The sequence below is a fragment of the Providencia rustigianii genome (assembly GCF_900637755.1).
GTDB classification, from domain to species: domain Bacteria; phylum Pseudomonadota; class Gammaproteobacteria; order Enterobacterales; family Enterobacteriaceae; genus Providencia; species Providencia rustigianii.
Map to the genome: position 1 here is coordinate 2288447 of NZ_LR134396.1, position 20302 is coordinate 2308748.

At 41.3% G+C, this 20302-nt stretch carries 15 protein-coding genes and 1 tRNA gene; all 16 read left to right on the top strand.

Annotation, left to right across the window (positions count from 1 at the left end; all coding sequences use genetic code 11):
- The first annotated feature begins 6 nt into the window (after positions 1-6).
- The 16 genes from yejM to EL244_RS18325 all read left to right on the top strand — a co-directional run bounded on the left by yejM (position 7) and on the right by EL244_RS18325 (position 20238).
- Positions 7-1722 (top strand): LPS biosynthesis-modulating metalloenzyme YejM, encoded by a 1716-nt coding sequence (yejM, locus tag EL244_RS10620; protein WP_126460827.1) that lies wholly within the window; start codon positions 7-9, stop codon positions 1720-1722.
- Between the two features lie 95 nt (positions 1723-1817).
- A tRNA-Pro gene (locus tag EL244_RS10625) sits at positions 1818-1894 on the top strand.
- A gap of 677 nt (positions 1895-2571) precedes the next feature.
- Positions 2572-3069, top strand: a complete 498-nt coding sequence (tssB, locus tag EL244_RS10630) for a type VI secretion system contractile sheath small subunit (RefSeq protein ID WP_006815467.1) — start codon at positions 2572-2574, stop codon at positions 3067-3069.
- Positions 3070-3088: 19 nt separating this feature from the next.
- Positions 3089-4633 (top strand): type VI secretion system contractile sheath large subunit, encoded by a 1545-nt coding sequence (gene tssC, locus EL244_RS10635; RefSeq protein WP_006815468.1) that lies wholly within the window; start codon positions 3089-3091, stop codon positions 4631-4633.
- Between the two features lie 22 nt (positions 4634-4655).
- Positions 4656-5993: a type VI secretion system baseplate subunit TssK gene (gene tssK / locus EL244_RS10640; protein ID WP_126460830.1), complete on the top strand. Its 1338-nt coding sequence runs from the start codon at positions 4656-4658 to the stop codon at positions 5991-5993.
- The gene (gene tssL / locus EL244_RS10645) at positions 5990-6646 is read left to right on the top strand and encodes a type VI secretion system protein TssL, short form (protein ID WP_126460833.1); all 657 of its coding nucleotides are present in this window, start codon (positions 5990-5992) and stop codon (positions 6644-6646) included. The genes tssK and tssL overlap by 4 nt, the downstream gene beginning before the upstream one ends.
- Before the next feature lie 2 nt (positions 6647-6648).
- Positions 6649-8388, top strand: coding sequence for an OmpA family protein (locus EL244_RS10650; RefSeq protein WP_172597520.1), 1740 nt, complete (start codon positions 6649-6651; stop codon positions 8386-8388).
- 2 nt (positions 8389-8390) lie between these two features.
- On the top strand, positions 8391-8882 hold the full coding sequence (locus EL244_RS10655) for an Hcp family type VI secretion system effector (RefSeq protein WP_006815472.1): 492 nt from the start codon (positions 8391-8393) through the stop codon (positions 8880-8882).
- A 216-nt stretch (positions 8883-9098) separates the two neighbouring features.
- Positions 9099-11762, top strand: a complete 2664-nt coding sequence (tssH, locus tag EL244_RS10660; RefSeq protein WP_126460839.1) for a type VI secretion system ATPase TssH — start codon at positions 9099-9101, stop codon at positions 11760-11762.
- Positions 11759-14299: a type VI secretion system Vgr family protein gene (locus EL244_RS10665; protein ID WP_126460842.1), complete on the top strand. Its 2541-nt coding sequence runs from the start codon at positions 11759-11761 to the stop codon at positions 14297-14299. Before tssH ends, EL244_RS10665 begins: the two co-directional genes overlap by 4 nt.
- 12 nt (positions 14300-14311) lie before the next feature.
- Complete coding sequence (locus EL244_RS10670; RefSeq protein WP_126460845.1) at positions 14312-16627, top strand: hypothetical protein; 2316 nt, start codon at positions 14312-14314, stop codon at positions 16625-16627.
- A 75-nt stretch (positions 16628-16702) separates the two neighbouring features.
- Positions 16703-17584: a formylglycine-generating enzyme family protein gene (locus EL244_RS10675; RefSeq protein WP_112836941.1), complete on the top strand. Its 882-nt coding sequence runs from the start codon at positions 16703-16705 to the stop codon at positions 17582-17584.
- Positions 17585-17643: 59 nt separating this feature from the next.
- Positions 17644-18477 carry a formylglycine-generating enzyme family protein gene (locus EL244_RS10680; RefSeq protein WP_160113263.1) on the top strand — a complete coding sequence of 278 codons (834 nt, stop codon included), beginning with the start codon at positions 17644-17646 and terminating at the stop codon, positions 18475-18477.
- Between the two features lie 2 nt (positions 18478-18479).
- On the top strand, positions 18480-19391 hold the full coding sequence (locus EL244_RS10685) for a formylglycine-generating enzyme family protein (RefSeq protein WP_112836945.1): 912 nt from the start codon (positions 18480-18482) through the stop codon (positions 19389-19391).
- A 41-nt stretch (positions 19392-19432) separates the two neighbouring features.
- Positions 19433-20050 carry a formylglycine-generating enzyme family protein gene (locus EL244_RS10690; RefSeq protein WP_230084894.1) on the top strand — a complete coding sequence of 206 codons (618 nt, stop codon included), beginning with the start codon at positions 19433-19435 and terminating at the stop codon, positions 20048-20050.
- Positions 20047-20238 carry a formylglycine-generating enzyme family protein gene (locus EL244_RS18325; RefSeq protein WP_230084895.1) on the top strand — a complete coding sequence of 64 codons (192 nt, stop codon included), beginning with the start codon at positions 20047-20049 and terminating at the stop codon, positions 20236-20238. The genes EL244_RS10690 and EL244_RS18325 overlap by 4 nt, the downstream gene beginning before the upstream one ends.
- Positions 20239-20302 lie beyond the last annotated feature (64 nt).

Here is a 20302-nt window from a genome sequence, read left to right on the forward strand (position 1 = left end):
AACAGCATGGTCACCCATCAGCGCTACCGTGATAAAGTCTCCAACATGATTGGCTGGGGACACTGGTTTGCACTATTCAACATACTACTTTGCCTCCTGCTAAGTAGCAGCTATCTGTTTATTTTTGACTGGCCAGATACGCTCGCTGGTCGCGTTTATGCTTTTGTCAGTTGGTTAGGTCATTTTAGCTTCGTAGTCTTTGCTACTTATTTGCTTATCATCTTCCCACTGACCTTTATTGTTATGTCTCAGCGATTACTTAGGGTCATCTGTGTTGCACTCGCCACTGCTGGGATCACGCTATTACTTTTTGATATTCGCGTTTTTAGCCAATTTGGTCTTCATCTTACTCCTCAAGTTTGGGACCTCGTTATCAATCCCGCTAAAGGGGAAATGGCACGTGAATGGCAGCTGATGTTTATCAGTATTCCTATCATTTTCCTCGTTGAGATGTTGTTTGCTACATGGAGTTGGCAAAAATTACGTAGCTTAAGTAGGCAAACTTTTGGCAAGCCACTTGCAGGAATTTTTATTGCGACGTTTGTTATGTCTCACTTAATGTATGCATGGGCTGATGCCAATTTTTATCGCCCTATTACCATGCAGCGATATAATTATCCCTTATCACAACCAATGACTGCTCGAAAATTACTCGACAGGTATGGACTTCTGGATTTAACTGAGCATCAAAATAGAGTATTCCAGCAAGGTAGCCCTACAGCCTTGAAACTACAATATCCGTTGAAGCCATTAAGCTACCAAGATCAAGGTACTGGCTATAACTTGCTGTTAGTTGTTGTCGATGATTTAGGCAATGAGCGCCAACAAAAACAAATGCGTTCATTACAAGAATTCAAAGATATTAGTTCACAATTTACTAATCACTATACTACGGGACTACGCAATGATACGTCCCTATTTGGTCTGTTCTACGGAATATCATCAACCTATCTTGATAATATTCTTAATGGCCGGCACCCTTCAGTTTTGATTGAAGCATTACAGCATCAAGGCTATCAATTTGGACTATTCTCAACCGATGGGTTTAGTTCACCATTATTCCGTCAAGCAATATTGTCTGATTACTCCATGCCAGCAAAAGCAGCGGATAATGATAATAAAACTATCGCCCAATGGAATTTATGGCTAGATAATGTTAAACAAGGCTCACCTTGGTTCTCATTCTTGAATATTAAAGGTACTCCGGGAAGCCATGAAACAGACAATCAAATTAATCAAGTGATTGAAAAGCTAAAGCTTCAGAATAAACTTAACAACACCATTATTGTGATCACTGCAAATTATAATAATGATGGATCACAAGATACTGACTGGGTAAATAAAAAGCATTTCAATCGCGATAATATGCAAGTACCCCTGTTTATCTACTGGCCAAATACACCATCCCAGCAGATTGACAAGCTCACTAGCCATCAGGATATTATGACAACCATCATGCAACGTATGTTGCATGTCAACAACCAACCAGATGATTATAGCCAAGGTGAAGACCTATTTAGCCCCCAACGCACCTATCCTTGGGTAATTACAGGCGATAATAATGATGTTGTTATTACCACCAATCACTCCACTATGTACATGGATCGTAATGGTCAATTTAACATTTATGACCAGCAAGGTGCTGTAAACGAAAACGAAAAGCCGAACTTAGCTGAACTGTTGAAAATATTTACTGAACTCAAACGTTTTAATGAAAATTAATGTTTTAATTTTAACCATTCATCTTATTTCCATCTTGATTTTGCGGATGATTTGAGTAGTATATTTTGCCTGTGCAAGTCACATGATAGTGCAATCGGCATGTAGCGCAGCTTGGTAGCGCACGGTCATGGGGTGTCCGGGGTCGGAGGTTCAAATCCTCTCATGCCGACCAAATTCCTATAAAAAAACCAACCCAAAATGAAGTGCTCCCATAAAATTGGACTCTTCAAATAGGTTGGTTTTTTTATGTCTTAAATATCACCTTCCAACTTAAACTGATAGATAACGTAGGCTTTACTAATTAGACCAATAAGGTTTCTACTTCATCTACGTTTCCAAATAGCGAAATAAATCACAAATAGTGAAAAATGCTATTTTAATATGCCTGACCACATCCATGAAAAAACAAAAACTCAAATAGATTTAAACTCCAAAATTAATTATTAATTTAACCATTAATATTGAATATTATTCAAATGATTAATTTTATATCCATATAGTTCTATTAAAACCAACTTACACTCCATATGTGTAGGTATGTTTATATATTCTATTTTTCTTAAGAATATACCTAAAAATAAATAAATAGCCTTTCATCAATTCTTTCACAAAAAATAACAATCAATTGAAATAAAAGGATTTATTAAAATTCAACCTTTAAGTTACTGTAAATATACTTAAACTCATCACGTGTAAATCATCATAAAACATAAGAATTGTTGATTTAATTTAATTAAAGTTATATAAATGGAAAAGATCAAACTAAGTTAAATTTAAATTTAAACAGATAGATTATTTCGCAATAGATCGAACTATTCGCGAGTAAGGCTATTTTTAAAGGACTAGAAAATGTCAGATAGCTTCCAGAATGAAGTGCCAAAAGCACGCGTCAACATAAAATTAGACTTACACACTGGTGGTGCACAGAAAAAAGTCGAATTACCTCTGAAATTACTTGCAGTAGGAGATTACAGTAATGGGCAGGACAGCCGAGCGCTGTCAGAACGAGAAAAGATTAACATCAATAAAAATAACTTTAACAGTGTGTTGAGTGAGTTCACTCCAACAATAAATGTAACAGTTAAAAATACGCTTGCAGGTGATAACAGCGAAGAAAGTATTAAATTATCGTTCAAAAATATGAAAGATTTCGAACCTGAGCAAGTTGCCCGCCAAATTCCTCAATTACGAGCAATGTTAGCAATGCGTAATTTACTACGTGACCTCAAATCAAATCTACTCGATAACGCTACATTTCGCCGCGAACTCGAAAGTATCCTCAAAGATCCTGCGCTTAGTGATGAGTTACGTGAAGAACTAGCACAGCTAGCACCAAAAAAAGATTAATTTGGATTAATAAAGGATTATGCTGATGTCTGTAAAAACTGAATCTACCCAAAGCGCAACTGCAGTGCTCGATGACGCATCTAACCACGGTGTTTACGCTTCATTATTTGAAAAAATCAATTTAACTCCGGTCTCAACAATAACTGATATTAATGCTTTTCAAGATAACGCTGCACTTGCTGATGCCACTGCGGATGAACGAGTGACTGTTGCTGTGCAAGTATTTCTTAACCGTTTAAAATCATCTGGCCAAAAAGTTGAACGTTTAGACCGTAACCTGTTGGATCACCACATCGCTGAACTAGATAAACAAATCAGCCAACAACTTGATGAAGTTATGCATCATCATGATTTCCAAAAAGTGGAGTCCACATGGCGTGGTCTAAAATTCCTAGTTGATCGTACGGACTTCCGTCAAAATGTGAAAATTGAGCTTCTTGATATTGCTAAAGACGATTTACGTCAAGATTTCGAAGATAGCCCAGAAGTGATTCAAAGTGGCCTGTACCAGCACACCTACATCGCTGAATATGATACTCCTGGTGGTGAACCTATTGCAGCAATGATCTCAAACTATGAGTTTGACCGTAGCCCGCAAGACATTGCATTACTGCGTAGTATCTCAAAAGTTTCCGCATCCGCTCACATGCCATTTATCGGTTCTGTAGGTCCAAAGTTCTTTGGAAAAGAAACTATGGAAGAAGTTGCTGCAATCAAGGATATTGGCAACTATTTTGATAGAGCTGAATATATTAAGTGGAAATCATTCCGTGATTCTGATGATGCTCGCTATATTGGGCTCACCATGCCCCGTGTTTTAGGGCGTCTACCTTACGGTCCAGATACTGTCCCAGTACGTAGCTTCAATTATGTTGAAGAGGTTAAAGGACCTGACCATGAAAAATATTTGTGGACTAATGCGACATTTGCTTTTGCTGCCAATATGGTAAAAAGCTTTATCAATAATGGTTGGTGCGTACAAATTCGTGGACCTCAAGCTGGCGGTGCTGTTAAAGATTTACCTATTCATCTCTTTGACTTAGGTACTGGTAGCCAAGTAAAAATCCCATCAGAAGTTATGATCCCTGAAACTCGTGAATTTGAGTTTGCCAATCTTGGTTTTATTCCTCTGTCCTACTATAAAAACCGTGATTACTCTTGCTTCTTCTCTGCTAACTCCGCACAAAAGCCAGCCCTATATGAAACTGCTGATGCAACCGCTAACAGTCGTATCAACGCGCGCTTACCTTACATTTTCTTATTGTCACGAATTGCTCATTATTTGAAGCTTATTCAACGTGAAAACATCGGTACCACTAAAGATCGTCGATTGCTCGAGCTAGAACTCAATAATTGGGTTCGAGGCTTAGTGACTGAAATGACAGATCCAGGTGATGATTTACAAGCTTCTCACCCACTGCGTGATGCAAAAGTTGTCGTTGAGGATATCGAAGATAACCCAGGTTTCTTCCGAGTGAAATTGTATGCGGTACCACACTTCCAAGTAGAAGGTATGGATGTTGATTTATCACTAGTTTCACAAATGCCTAAAGCAAAAGCATAACGGAAATTAAAGGTCATTCAGGATGAAAATCTACCGTCCATTATGGACTGACGGGGCCTTTTTAGCCCCTCAACAATTTCAGCAACAAGCTCGCTGGGATAGCCATGTTGCAGAGGTCATTTCCCGTATGGAAATTGCTTCTCCATGGGGTGTTATTAGTACTGAATTTGATGAAAGTGCTCTTGCACTTTCTCGCCTCAGTGCACAAAATATGATCGTCCGCTTTCCGGATGGGACTCTTATTGATACCACTCTCGCAGATGCACTTCCTCCCGTTTTGTCTTTAAATGAATATGCTGAACGACAAACTTTAGATATCGTTTTAGCATTACCATTGATGTTAGCAAATGGCGGTAATCTGATTCCTGAAACAGGCACCGATCGTCCACGTCGATTTAATCAAGAATGGATCAAGGTCCAAGATTTGCTGGGTCATGAGCAGACGGACATCGCGGTGTTACGTCATATGGTAACCCTACGTTTAGCGCACGATGAAAATGCCGCATTCATGACTTGCCCTGTTGCAAGGCTAATACGAAATACACAAGGTGCATGGGTATTTGACACACATTTCATTCCTCCGCTCTTAGCTTGTAGTGGTAGTCTTGAGTTGGTCACCCTGCTCTCTGAATTTATGCATCGTCTAGTCGCTAAACGTCGCCGGTTAATGGCATTACGCCGTGAAAGTAATGAAAAAATGGCAGATTTTGTTGTCGCCGACGTTTCACTATTTTGGTTATTAAATTCCCTCAATAGCGCTGAACCTGTTTTAAATGAACTTAATGCATCACTAAGCCGGCATCCTGAATTATTGTATAGGGAATTAGCCCGTCTAGCTGGAAGCCTATTAACTTTTTCCCTTGACCATCAACTTGACGATATTCCGTTATATAAACATGGTCACCCAGAGCAGGTTTTTCCTCCATTATTTACGCTCTTAAATACATTACTAGAAGCGAGCTTACCATCTCGAGTCATTAGCATCGATCTCATAAAAGAGGGGCCTTTCTGGAAAGGTCATCTCCATGATGGTCGATTACGTGAAGAAGCTGATTTTTATTTATCTGTACGTTCATCTTTACCAGCTCACTTGCTGATCACTCAATTCCCTTTACTGTGTAAAGCGGGTAGCAGTGATGATGTTGCAGACGTCGTAAATGTGGCATTAAATGGCATTCCATTGAAAGCTCTCAGCCATGTCCCAACCGCAGTTCCTCTCCGATTAGAAAATCAATATTTTGCGTTGGATATTGAAACGCCGGCAGGTCAGGCCATGTTGTCTTCAGGGCAGTGTGCGTTTTACGTCCCTAGCACATTAGGCGACATTCAATTAGAGCTATTCGCGGTACTTCGCTCATGAATAATTCAACCTCACACCATACTATCGACATGATTTTTGCACAAACATGGTTGATGGTTTGTCAGATCAATCAAGGAATATCCATCACTAATGGTGATGGGTTTTACCGTCGTGTTTGCCAACTTGTGGATGAAACACGTCAAAAATTGCTAGAGCATGGGTATGCTGAATCCGCTGTTGAACATATGCAATATGCGCAATGTGCACTAATTGATGAAAGTATCATGAACCGCCAAACGCAGGATGAAGGATATAACACTTGGATTCAATCCCCTCTCCAAGCTCGTTATTTCAATACATTAGAAGCTGGCGACAAACTATGGGATAGATTACGTAGCATCTTAAATGAAACAGCTCCTAATCCTGATGTTTTGCTGTGCTTTCATCGTGTTCTCACTCTTGGATTTGTCGGTAAATTTCGCCGTAAAGATGCCCCAGAACGTGAGCAAGTTATGGCTCAGCTCAACGTTCAACTGCCTGATTACTTAATCTCATCCGAATTACCTCTTGTGGTAAAACCTAAACTACGCTTTAGCCGTCACCGACTTTATTGGCTAGGTTGGCTTAGCGGAATTCTATTACTCGCTGGTATGTGGTGGGGCTTTTCAGCGTCCTTAGAACAGTTGCTCCAACAATGGATGACACAAGGATAGTCATGCAAAACCCAATCAAACAGTGTCTGACGCTTTTTGCGACGGGTCTTTTCCTGTGGCTACTCTGGGGATTTTGGTCTCTGGGACAGACTGTCACCATTTTTATTTCAGTCTTAGTTTTAGCTCTCACCAGTGGAATATTATTTTGGCACTATAAACAGCGACGCCAAAACATCTCCACTGAACACGACTATACAGATGCATTTCCTGCGGATAATTATCAGGGACCCGTAATTTTAGTTTGCGGACAATCACAGACATTATTCCTTGATAATCAATTACATCGTGAAACTAGCCAAGGCTGGTATATTTATGTTTCTGCACCAACTGAATTAGCTAAGTTGGTGACTGTTTTAATCGAGTATGCACCATCCTTATTAGGACAAATATCTTTACTTTACACGGTGATACCTGAACAACTAACCCAGCAAGAAACATTTACTCAAGAATTACTTAATTGGCGACGTGCTATTGGCGAAAGTCGCCAGAAGACAGGCACTAAACTGCCATTTTGGGTAACTGTTTATATTTCCACTCCTCATCAACTAGATTCAACTTTTCGGGTCGACTATGAGCATACACCATGGATGACATTACTCAGTCATCAAAGTGAATTTCAAGTGGAGCAAGAGGGCACGATGTCAGCGCCCTACTCCTCATGGTTACCCGCACAAATTGGGCATACTGAGCAGAGTCTTCAACTTTCACTCTGGTTTGATCTTCTGCAAAGCTGGTTAAACCAAATCCTCATCCCTCAGCTGACAATGCCTCAAGCTGGAGCGCCAAAATTGATCCCTTCTGCATGGGCAATTCAGTGGATCGATATTTCCAGTCAACCAAACAATTTATGGCAACAATTTATTCAAGAAAAAACATCGTTACCTTTAGCCCTCTCAACTCAAGTAACTGATTTATTGCCATTACCTGATGTGATGCTACGTCGCTTAAAACACGACATTAGCCTGAGTCGTACAGAACGAACTGTTGGTGCTGTAGGTCTAATATTTGGTATTTTCCTCATTGGCGCGTTAGTAGGGAGCTATCATCATAACCAGCAACTTATTCGCCATATTGGCGAAGATACAAAACGATTTTTACAGCTCTCGGATAACCCTCTGGCGCCAAAACTCACTGCATACCAGCAATTACAGGAAGATGCAGCTCAGCTATCCCGTTGGGAGCGTGAAGGGATTCCAACAGCCTATTCATTAGCTCTCTACCAAGGAGAGCGTCTACTTCCTTACTTACATACTCTGCTCGGTAGCTGGGCACCTACACAACCTAAAATAATCCCTAATGCTCCTGTTTTAGCACCAGAAATGGTGACCCTCGACAGCTTATCTCTATTTGATGTGGGCCAATATACGCTGAAAACAGATGCAACCAAAGTGCTGGTAGATGCCTTACTGAATATTAAAGCCAAATCAGGCTGGTTGATTGTGGTCTCTGGCTATACCGACAATACCGGCAACCCAGAACTGAACCAAAAACTATCATTAAAACGCGCTGAATCTGTTCGTGATTGGATGATACAAACCAGCGATATTTCACCAACCTGCTTTGCAGTGCAAGGCTACGGGCAAAACAACCCAGTGGCTAGTAATGAAACATCCGAAGGTCGAGCTCAAAATCGACGTGTAGAAATTCGTCTAATACCGCAAGCCGAAGCTTGCCAATTATTGGACATCAAAACCGTGCCATCGATGGATGGTGGCACACATTCCCCACAAAAGGAGAAGTAACTATGGCAATCCCTGTTTATTTATGGCTGAAAGATGATGGCGGTGCTGAAATCAAAGGTTCTGTCAATGTACAAGACCGTGAAGGTAGCATTGAAGTTGTCGCTCAAGACCATAACCTCTATATCCCAACAGATAACAATACCGGGAAATTAACGGGTACTCGCATCCATACTCCATTCATTTTCGTAAAAGAAATTGATGCTTCAAGTCCTTATCTTTACAAGGCCGTGACCACTGGTCAAACCTTGAAAGAAGCTGAGTTCAAATGGTACCGCATTGATGATGCAGGACAAGAAGTCGAGTATTTCAATACTAAACTTGAAAATGTCAAAGTCGTGAAAGTAGCACCAAAAATGCACGATATCAAAGACCCAAGCAAAGAGAAGCACAACCATCTCGAAGAGATTGAGCTGCGCTACGAAAAAATCACGTGGACATACAAAGACGGCAACATCATTCATTCTGACTCTTGGAATGAACGCGCTACCGCATAATTAATCCCAGCAGGCGTTTTAGCGCCTGCTTTTTTATTGCACATATTGTGCAAACCTGACTCGCACAAAATCGACTTTGTCATTAAACACAGAATACTGCGCCATTCTCGGCGTATCACCTATCACGAACATCAACCTTATGAACCTCGGTTAATGGTTAGGGGCGGTAGCGTGCCTAAACACATTGAAACTCACAAGATTATCTAGGGAAAGAACATGGAAAATCCTTCAGTTATGTTATTACGTCGCTTAAATCCTTTTTGTGCAAATGCACTTGAGGCAGCGGCTTCCTTGTGCCAAACACGCGCTCATGCTGAGGTCACGATCGAACATTGGCTTCTCAAACTCCTTGAACTCGGTGAAAGTGATATCACAGTGTTAGCACGCCGTTATGAATGGGATATTTCAGCGCTTTGGCAAAGCTTACTAACTGAGATAGATAACCTTCCACGCTCAATCCATACCCGCCCTACCTTATCCAAACAGTTACTTAATTTAATCCAAAATGCATGGGTCATAGCTTCACTTGATGAGGATATCGAACACATTCGCAGCGTACACATTCTTGCGGCAATGGTAAAACAGCCCTCCCTTGTCCCAAATGATGCGCTATGGCCATTAATGACATTAAGTCTCACACAGTTACAACGCTTAAGACCCATGCTAGATGCTCAATCAGATGAACGACCTGAAATTCAACAATTAGCTGCGCATAATCAATCCCTACCGAATGAAGCTCCTCTTGATGCCAAACCAGTAGATGAAGCCAATACACCAAATTTAATTGGCAATACATTGAACGACGCCTTACTTGCTGTACTCAATAAATTTACGATCGATGTCACCGAAAAAGCGCGCGAAGGGGCAATTGACCCTGTTTTTGGGCGTGATGATGAGATTCGCCAGATGGTAGATATTCTTTCTCGGCGCCGTAAAAATAACCCCATCTTAGTTGGTGAACCCGGTGTAGGTAAAACTGCATTGGTAGAAGGCTTGGCGCTGCGAATTGTTGAAGGTAATGTTCCTACTAGTTTACAAACTACATCATTGCGCACGTTAGATTTAGGCTTACTGCAAGCGGGAGCTGGGGTAAAAGGTGAATTTGAACAGCGCCTCAAAAACGTCATTGAAGCCGTGCAACAATCACCAACCCCAATTTTACTGTTTATTGATGAAGCTCATACTATTATCGGAGCAGGTAACCAAGCCGGTGGAGCTGATGCTGCTAACCTACTGAAGCCAGCGCTTGCTCGTGGTGAATTACGCACTATTGCGGCAACTACATGGTCTGAATATAAACAATATTTTGAGCGTGATGCGGCTTTAGAACGTCGTTTCCAAGTGGTTAAAGTGGATGAGCCTGATGATGAAAAAGCCAGTTTAATGTTACGAGGGCTAAAACCTCGCTACGCCAAATATCATGGCGTCCATATTACTGATGATGCAGTAAAAGCTGCGGTGACTTTATCCCGACGTTACTTAACAGGTCGACAACTCCCAGATAAAGCCGTTGACCTGCTCGACACCGCCAGTGCACGTATCCGTATGAGTCTCGACACTCTTCCAGATGAAATAACGCGTTTAAAAGCCAAACGTGTCGCTTTAGAACTTGAACAACAAGCCATTCTTGCTGATATAGCGATTGGTAACATGAGCAATCAATCGTTACTCAGTGAATTAGTGACTCAAGATGCTCAAATTATGCTGAAACTGACTGAATTAGAACACCGTTTTGAGCAAGAAAAAAGTTTGATTAATCAGTTAATGGAACAGCGTCGACAAGCCCAAGATGTAAGTGAAACTCAAGCTCAATTAGAGCAAGTTCAGCTCGGGGAACCACTGATTACACCAGATGTGGATGTACGAACCGTAGCCACTGTGATTGCCGACTGGACTGGCGTCCCCTTATCCAGCTTATTAAAAGACGAACAAACCGAACTGCTTGAGCTGGAAGGTTCTTTGGAAAAACGAGTTGTCGGGCAAGAAAGTGCGTTATTGGCACTAGGACAACGTCTACGCGCCGCTCGTACAGGCTTAGCATCTGAAAATGGCCCTCAAGGCGTATTTTTGCTCGTCGGACCAAGTGGAATTGGTAAAACAGAAACTGCCTTAGCGCTAGCAGACGTGCTATTTGGTGGTGAAAAATCCTTGATCACTATTAACATGTCTGAGTATCAAGAAGCCCACACCGTTAGCCAATTAAAAGGCTCCCCTCCAGGTTATGTGGGTTATGGTCAAGGTGGAATTTTAACGGAAGCCGTTCGTAAACGCCCATACAGTGTCGTATTACTCGATGAAGTAGAAAAAGCCCACCGCGATGTGCTCAACCTGTTTTATCAGGTTTTCGACCGCGGATTTATGCGTGACGGCGAAGGTCGTGAAATCGATTTCCGTAATACCGTAATCTTAATGACGGCGAATTTAGGCAGTGATTTATTAATGCAGCAGTTGGAAGAATTCCCTGAATCTACAGATAGTGAACTTCAAGAAATATTGCGACCAAACCTACGGGATCATTTCCAACCCGCCTTACTCGCTCGGTTCCAAACCTTGATTTATCGCCCATTAGGCCCTGTCGCACTGCGCCAAATTGTTGAAATGAAACTGGCCAGCGTCATTAAGCGTCTTTACACCCACTACAAGCTTGAAGGCATTATCGAAGAAGCACTGTATGACACGCTGGTGAGCGCATGTTTGTTACCAGACACCGGCGCCCGCAATATAGATAGCCTACTCAATCAACAAATTTTACCAGTTCTCAGCCAACAATTACTGATGCGCCAAGCTAACCACCAGCAAGCGCAAAGCCTAAATTTAGGGTATAGCGAAGAGGAAGGGATCACACTGAGTTTCAGTGATATTGAGGAAATTAATCCATGAGCCTACTCGATACAGCCAAAAACCTACTCCAAGGTCAAAACCGCTATCGCTTAGAAGTGCAAGGCTGCTCAGATTTACTGGACGTTGAATATTTTACGGGACGTGAAGCCGCTAGCGACACTTATCGCTATCAAATCACCTTTACTTGTTCAGCCCAAGATCTTTCCCCGCAACAACTTTTACGCCGCAATGCTAGCCTCGCTTTTTCTGCGCCGATAAATAACTTAATGGGTTTGGCCACGCAGTCTAGCGTAGCCAAGCGTGTTCATGGGGTAGTGACGGATTTTCGTCGTCTCTCTGGCTCTGCGGATGAAGCTCGTTACCAGTTAGTTATCGAGCCTTTTTTTGCGCTACTCCGCCATCAAATTCGCAGCCACCGTTTCTTTATCAACCAATCCATTCCTGATGTGATTGAACAAATTCTGCGTGAACATAATTTCAAAGGCTGGGAGTTCGAATTTCATCTCGACAAAGCGTACCCAAAACGCGAGCAAATTAACCAGATTAATGAAAGTGACCGCCAATTTATTGAGCGCTTACTCAGTGAAGTGGGTATTTTCTATCGCTTTGGTTTGCAAGATGAAACCCAAACTGAAGTCCTCCATTTTACGGATAGCCAGCGCGGCTATGTGTATGACAAAACCCTGCCATTAAATAGCCCATCTGGGCAGAGCGATAACCATGCCGACAGTGTTTGGGGATTATCTTTGCGTCTTCAAGTGGTTGAAAGCAGTGTTTTTGCCAAAGACTATAACCACCGACTAGCGGAAGATACGTTGATTTCCGCCGTTGCAGACATGACCCGCGGTGATGGAGAGAAAACCAACTACGGTGATGTTTACCACTATAAAGGCCGCCACCTGACCCGCGGGGACAAAATTCGCCCTGAAACCGAAACCGCTAACTTCTGGGCAAGACTCGATCACGAACGCTTTTTGGCTCGCCAGACTTTACTCCGTGGAGAAAGTAGCGCAGCAGACCTGACGCCATTATTAGTGCTAAGTATTCAAGACAACCCGCTCAGTTTGACGTTACCCAGCGTATTCAAATCACCAATTCTAATTACTCGCCTACGCTTTACCGCCAGCCGTGACAAAGCACTGACCGTGCGTTTTGATGCAGTGCCTTACACTGAATCACTCTGCTGGCGCCCTGCACTCAAACCGCGCCCTGTCATTGCCGGAACATTAATGGCGCGCGTCACCAGCGTAAAAGACCAAGATATTTATGCTCATCAAGATGAGCATGGTTTTTATTGGGTTAAATTCGATGCAGATCGTGATGATAAAACTAAGGGTTACGAAAGTATGCCAGTACGTTTGGCAAAACCTTACGCTGGCGATACTTACGGAATGCATTTCCCGCTAATTCAAGGGACTGAAGTTGCCATTGCCTTCCATGAGGGTGACCCTGACCGCCCTTACATCGCTCACGTACTGCATGATTCCCGCCACCCCGACCACGTTACGGATAAAAATAACACCCGTAATGTGATCCGCACACCTGCGAATAACAAACTGCGCATGGAGGATAAACGCGGGCAAGAGCATATTAAGCTCAGCACCGAGTATGGCGGAAAAACTCAGCTAAACTTGGGGCATTTGGTCAACGCCGAACGCGAACAACGCGGCGACGGTTTTGAGCTACGTACTGACAGCTGGGGCGCGATTCGTGCGGGTAAAGGGTTGTTTATTACCACCGATAAGCAGGATAAGGCCGGTGGGGATGTGTTGGCGATGGAAGAGGCAATACAGCAACTAGAACAAGCATTATCGATTGCTAGAAATTTATCAAATTCAGCGGAAATCAGCGGAACAGCAGCAAGTGATCTTGATGCGCAAGAGCAACTAAAGAATAATTTATCGCAACTTACTGCACCTGGATTATTAGTCCATGCACCCGAAGGAATCGGTGTTTTCACACCAAAACCAATTAGCATCGGTTCAGGTCAAGAAAGCATTGCTATTTCTGCATCAAAATCTATCAACTTATCAGCAAATAAAACTCTAACTATCAACGCAGAAAATGATGCCAATATTTATGCTCAACATAATGGCATTAAAGCTTTTGCAAAATATGGAAATATTGATGTTGAAGCTCAAAATGATGCAATGTCACTTCTATCAAAACAAGATTTAAAAGTTCAATCAATTGATGGCAAGGTTCATATCACTGCAGGACAAGAGATTATTCTGAACTGTGGTGGGGCATATATCAAGATCTCCGATGGAAATATTGAATTAGGTAGCCCAAATAATATTTTACTGAAAACAACCAATGTTCAAAAAATGGGGGCTACTAGCTTTTCATCTACGCCACCCGAAATTCCTGTCGGATTTAGTGAACAATTCACTTTACGTGATAAAGACTCAAACAAAATTTTACCTTATACCGATTATACCGTGACGACAGAAGATGGAGAGGTTTTCACAGGAACATCAAGTGCTGAAGGGAAAACACTCGATATTATTACAGCAATTCCTACAAAATTGTCTGCTATTACTCATAGAAATAAAGACAAAGAAAAGCCTGAATAACGGTGGATAATTATGCAAAAAAATCAAACACAATCGAAAACAAATAACGTGGATGGTAGTAATAAAGATGCTTACTCATCAAGCGAGCCTAATCTTTATTATCATCCAGATACTAATGAATTAATTTTTGTCCCAGATGATGCTCTTGAATTAGAAAGCCGGCATTTATGTACGCTCGTAAAAAATAAACATAGTCGCTTAGCTCAAATTGATAACTTACTCGATAGCACATCTTTAAAAGAAAGAGAAAAAAACTCCGACGAGTTCGTTAATAAGCTATTAAACTGCCATGAAGAATACAATCAAGCTGCAAATGAACTTAATAAAATAGTTTCAACATTAACTGTCATTATTGATGAGAATGAGAAAGAGGATAAAAAAAATCGCTCATTACTAGATTCCAGTGCAGGTAGTGACAATCTGAATATTGTTGAGCTACTCAAAGTACAAGCTAGCGGTGGGTTTAAATATCGCTACGTTCGTTCCGATCAAATAGATGCCAAAGGCAAACATGAAGTACATAAATTAGAACGTAGTGATATAAGTAACGAAGAAAAGAAAAAAATAATTAACCGGGTAATAGAAACAGATACAAATGGAAACCAAACAGAAAAACTAGCAGTTGATACTGAGCAACTAAAAGAAGCATTAAAGGAAATTGAACCTGCTTTTAAATATCAACTTTTTGAATTAGAGGGTGATAGCGGAACACTCGGTGAATGGGCTGGAAGCTTCCAAAAGTGGGCAGAAGACGTTAATAAAAGCTTGGACTCAACACCGCCAACTAAAACAAAATATGCATCCTTTGATAAAAAAGCGCAAATCATGCGATGGAGCTACGGAGGTGATGGCAATATCGAAATTTCCAATGGCTCCCTTGGCGGAAATAAAGATAGAAAAGCACAAGCTAAAGCCAATATTTATGGCAACTTCGCATTTGCAGAAGCAAAAGCGGAAGGAAGAATTCACTTACCAAACCGCCAAGGTGTTCAATTTTTATACCCGACAAGAAATCCAAAGTCCACAACCCGGGTCATTGGTGACTTTGGCGCTTTAAGCTACAAAGAAATGATGGCGTCGATGGGAGCTTTTAGATTTGATATCGCTCTCACATTAGCTGGCATGTTAGGAGCCAGCTTTGGCTTACAAGCAAGTGTGAATCTTTCAACTGAAGGTTTAAGAGGCTCTCAATCTTCAACAACAGATAATAATCGCATTCAATTAAGCGATGTTAAAGGATCTGATATCACCAAGTCTGCAGATGCTCTTGGCTTGAATTCGGAAGCCAGTGTATTTGTTGGTGTTAAAGGTGGTGTTGAGTTGGCTGGTGAGTTTCTCTGGTTAAGTCCAGAATTAACCCCTGCCCAACGGAAAAAATATGAACAAACTGATGGTTTCTGTTCTATTGCCAAAGTAGCAGCAGGATCAGATTTTATGCTGGGAATAGGTGCAACTGCGCAATTTGCTATAACATATCGGAAAGGAACAATATATATTATTGCGCACGCTGAATTATGCTGGGGGCCAGGGGCTGGTGGGCACCTCGCTTTTGAGGTAAATATGGACAAAATCATGGAAGAGTTTATGCCATGCTTTGTTCATATGCTACGTGATATTGACTACATGAAAATGCTGAAAATCATCACGAAAAAAGATTTTTTATCTATTTGTCAATTGCCAATTTTAATTGCTATGGGTACAGGAATCGCAATTTATCAAGGTATTTCTGATTTAACTCGATATCTTGAAAATGCTTGGCTAAATAAAGCGAATCGTGAAAAGCTGATGGTTGCCATTATTAAAAATAATGGTGATGATTTTAAGTTTACCCCCCCAGAAACAAAAGGGGCTGTTATTGCTGCTCTTTTAGAGCACGAATTTTGGGAAAATCATTTTTATGGGCAAAGTCATAAATTAACCTCTGGTGAAATAGATGGAACCTTTAGCACCAGAAAACGTGCCATTCTGTATATCCTTCGATGGGCTCAATCACAACGCGATTTTGATAATATCATTCAACACTTAAGTACCATACCTGATGGCTCTAAATTAAGTGTCCCTATCAATACCACATATATTCTGTCGTTTTTATCTTTAGGCGAGGAGACTAAAACTCATTACACTGATCGAGGTAAAATTTACTCTAGAGCAAGTCGCTATGCAGAAATTTTTGGTACGCTCAGAGATAAATTACCTAATGAAAAATTAGCTAAACAGAATAATGGAACCCCTTTTAAAGAGTACATTACGGTTTCCGATGTGACTAGCCGCACATTATGGTCTAGAGATGGTGTCAATTGGAAAGAAAATTTATACGGTAATAGTTAATTATATTCCCCCTATAAACTAACTTTCTTTTAAATTTAATTAAAAAATTCATTACAATTCAAAAGGCAATCTTAAATGAGAAACGCTAAACTCCATATCACTATCCCTCTTGTTTTTTTACTTACAGCTTGTGATAACACCCCTACCGCAGAACAACAAAAACAAGCTCAGCAACTGATCAATAATACTTTAAATAATATGGTGTTTGTTGAGGGTGGAACTTTTTTAATGGGGGATTTTGGTGGTAAAGATGGTAAATCCAATTTTGTTTATAGTATTAGTAAGGATAATAAATTTACCCATAATGTAACCCTCGATAGTTTCAGCATATCAAAAAGTAAAGTTTCCTGGGGAGAATATCTATTATGGATAGATTTAACTAATAAGCCGTTACCTAAAAGTTATATTGCAATAAAAGAGTGGACACGATACCCCCCCGCTAAAGAGTTTATTAAAGATAATTATTTAGCCTCCGTTGGTTGGCAAGACGCTAAGGATTATTGCCAATGGATTGGTCAACAAAGTGGATTACCTGTTGACTTACCTACCGAAGCGCAATGGGAGTATGCAGCTCGTAGTCGAGGTCAATTTTTGAATTACTCAAGTGACAATGGCAAGTTTGGAGACTTTATTGACCCATCCGCAGAACAGTATATTCCACTAAATATACGTAAACCCAATCCTCTTGGATTATACGATATGATCGGCAATGGGTGGGATTGGACCAATGATTGGTACGATGAGAACTACTATTCAGTATCTCCCGATAAAAACCCTCAAGGCCCCCAATCCGGTACCACTAAAGTAGCTCGAGGCTCTTCAGGTACAAGTTTTATGGATAACCAGAATATTGACCGCTATGCTATGGAACCAATTCTAAACGATATCACCATTACAGGTCGAGGTTTTCGCTGCGCAATCCAATCCCCAACCCCTATCCAACCCGTAACTAAATAGCCATGATATTCTTTAATCAAACATACCGTACTGTTTTACTAATGAGCTTCGGGCTATTAATGGGTTGTGATCAGCAGCCTACCGCAGAACAACAAAAACAAGCTCAACAACTGGTCAATAACACTTTAAATAATATGGTATTTGTTGAGGGCGGAACTTTTTTAATGGGTGATTTCGGTGGTAAAGATGGTAAATCCAGTTTTGTTTATAGTATTAGTAAGGATAATAAGTTTACCCATAATGTAACCCTTGATAGTTTCAGCATCTCAAAAAGTAAAGTTTCATGGGGAGAGTATCTTTTATGGATAAATTTAACAAATAAGCCGTTACCTAAAAGTTATATTGCAATAAAAGAGTGGACAAGTTATCCCCCCGCTAAAGAGTTTATTAAAGATAATTATTTAGCCTCTGTTGGTTGGCAAGACGCTAAAGATTATTGCCAATGGATTGGACAGCAAAGTGGTTTACCTGTTGACTTACCTACCGAAGCTCAATGGGAGTATGCGGCTCGTAGTCAAGGTCAATTTATATCCCTTGCAACATATAATCAACAATTCGATACTGAAGTAATGCATAGTTCTCGAGCCTTTGTGCCACTCAATACACGAAAACCAAATCAAATTGGATTATACGATATGATGGGCAATGGATGGGACTGGACCAATGATTGGTACGATGAAAACTATTATTCAGCTTCGCCAAGTAAAAACCCCCAAGGTCCTATCTCAGGAATCAAGAAAGTGGCTCGGGGATCAGCAGGTACTGATATTTTTAAAAATTTAACGATCAACCGCTATGCTATGGAGCCAATTCTAAACGATATCACCATTACAGGGCGAGGTTTTCGCTGCGCAATCCAATCCCCAACCCCTATCCAACCCGTAACTAAATAGCCATGATATTCTTTAATCAAACATGCCGTACTGTTTTACTGATTAGTTTTGGACTATTAACCGGATGTGATCAACAACTCACTACTGAGCAAGAAAACCAAAAACAACAACTGATTAATGATTCACTCCAAAATATGGTGTTTATCGAAGGCGGTACCTTTTTAATGGGGGATTTTGGGAGCGGCCATGACGGTAAATCCACCTTGCCATATTCTTTAGGCACAGACAATAAATTTGTCCATGATGTCACCTTGGATAGTTTTAGTTTATCCAAATACCGCGTGACGTGGAGGCAATTTAATTTATGGAGAGCATTAACAGGGCTTCAGTTAACCGATAGATATAATGACTTAAAATCTCGAGATATTATGAAGGACTGGCAAGCCTCCACCCAAGATAATTACCCTGCCTCCGCAGATTGGCAAGACGCCAAAGATTATTGCCTTTGGTTAGGCCAACAAGCAGGGCTTCCTATCGATTTACCCACTGAAGCTCAATGGGAATATGCTGCCCGTAACCGTGGGCAATTTATTTTATTTGCCTCGAAAGATGGCACTTATAATGATGGCAGTGAGAATACAAACAATAGTGACGACGCGCTATTTGCAGCAGGCTTTTATCCCATTGGCAGCTATCCTCCAACTCCATTAGGCCTCTATGATATGATGGGAAATGGCCTAGACTGGACTAATGATTGGTATGCTGCCGATTATTATGAACATTCTCCGAAAACAAATCCTCAAGGACCAGAGCAAGGTGAAGAAAAAGTTGTTAGAGGATCCGAAAGTAGTATGTACCTTAATACACTTGTTATGAATAGATGGTATCACCCCCTTAAAAACAGGAATATTCCAGGTCTTGGATTCCGTTGTGCTGTGCAATCCCCAGCGCCTATCCAGTCCGTAACTAAATAGCCATGATATTCTTTAATCAAACATACCGTACTGTTTTACTAATGAGTTTTGGGCTATTAATTGGCTGTGATGACGAGCAAAAAGCGCAGGATGCCGCACAATTACGCGAAACTTCGATGAAAAATATGGTGTCAATTCCCGGCGGGCGTTTTCAGATGGGGGATTTTGGGGTGCTTGTGGAGGAAAAGCTGCCGTACAGCAGTGATCCATCGACCCGACCGTTGCATTGGGTTTCATTGCCTGCGTTTAAGATGGGGAAATACCGCGTTACGTGGGGGGAGTTTAATCACTGGTTGGGTGTGCAGGAAAGAGAACCGCTTGCTTTGTACACAAAGCGAAAAAAGAGTGAAATTATCCATTGGGATGAACTTGGGGATGATTATCCGGCACAAGTCTCATGGCAGGATGCAAAGGCTTATTGCCAATGGCTTGGGGCGGCGGACGGTAAACAAACGGATTTACCCACCGAAGCCCAATGGGAGTACGCGGCGCGCAGTGGAGGGCAGCTTTTGATTTACGGCAACAGTGATAATCAAATGCACTATGAGCAAGATCCTGCTCGCAACTTTACCGATTGGCTTTCCCCTGTTGGGCGTTTTGCACCAAACCCTATTGGACTGTATGACATGATGGGTAATGGATTGGATTGGATTGGGTGAATGATTGGTACAGTGAGGATTATTATCAACACTCACCCGAAGATAATCCGCAAGGCCCTGAGAGTGGCGAGAGAAAAGTGATTCGAGGTTACCATGGCAGTGCAGATGGCACATTGACGACCTCTCGAGGAAGTGAAATCCCTGACCATAAGTTTGGTAATGGATTTCGGTGTGTTGAAAACCCTTAAATGGGTTAAGTACCCTGCCCTGTGAAGTCAAGTCACCAGTTTTCATCGTACAATTGCAAATGTT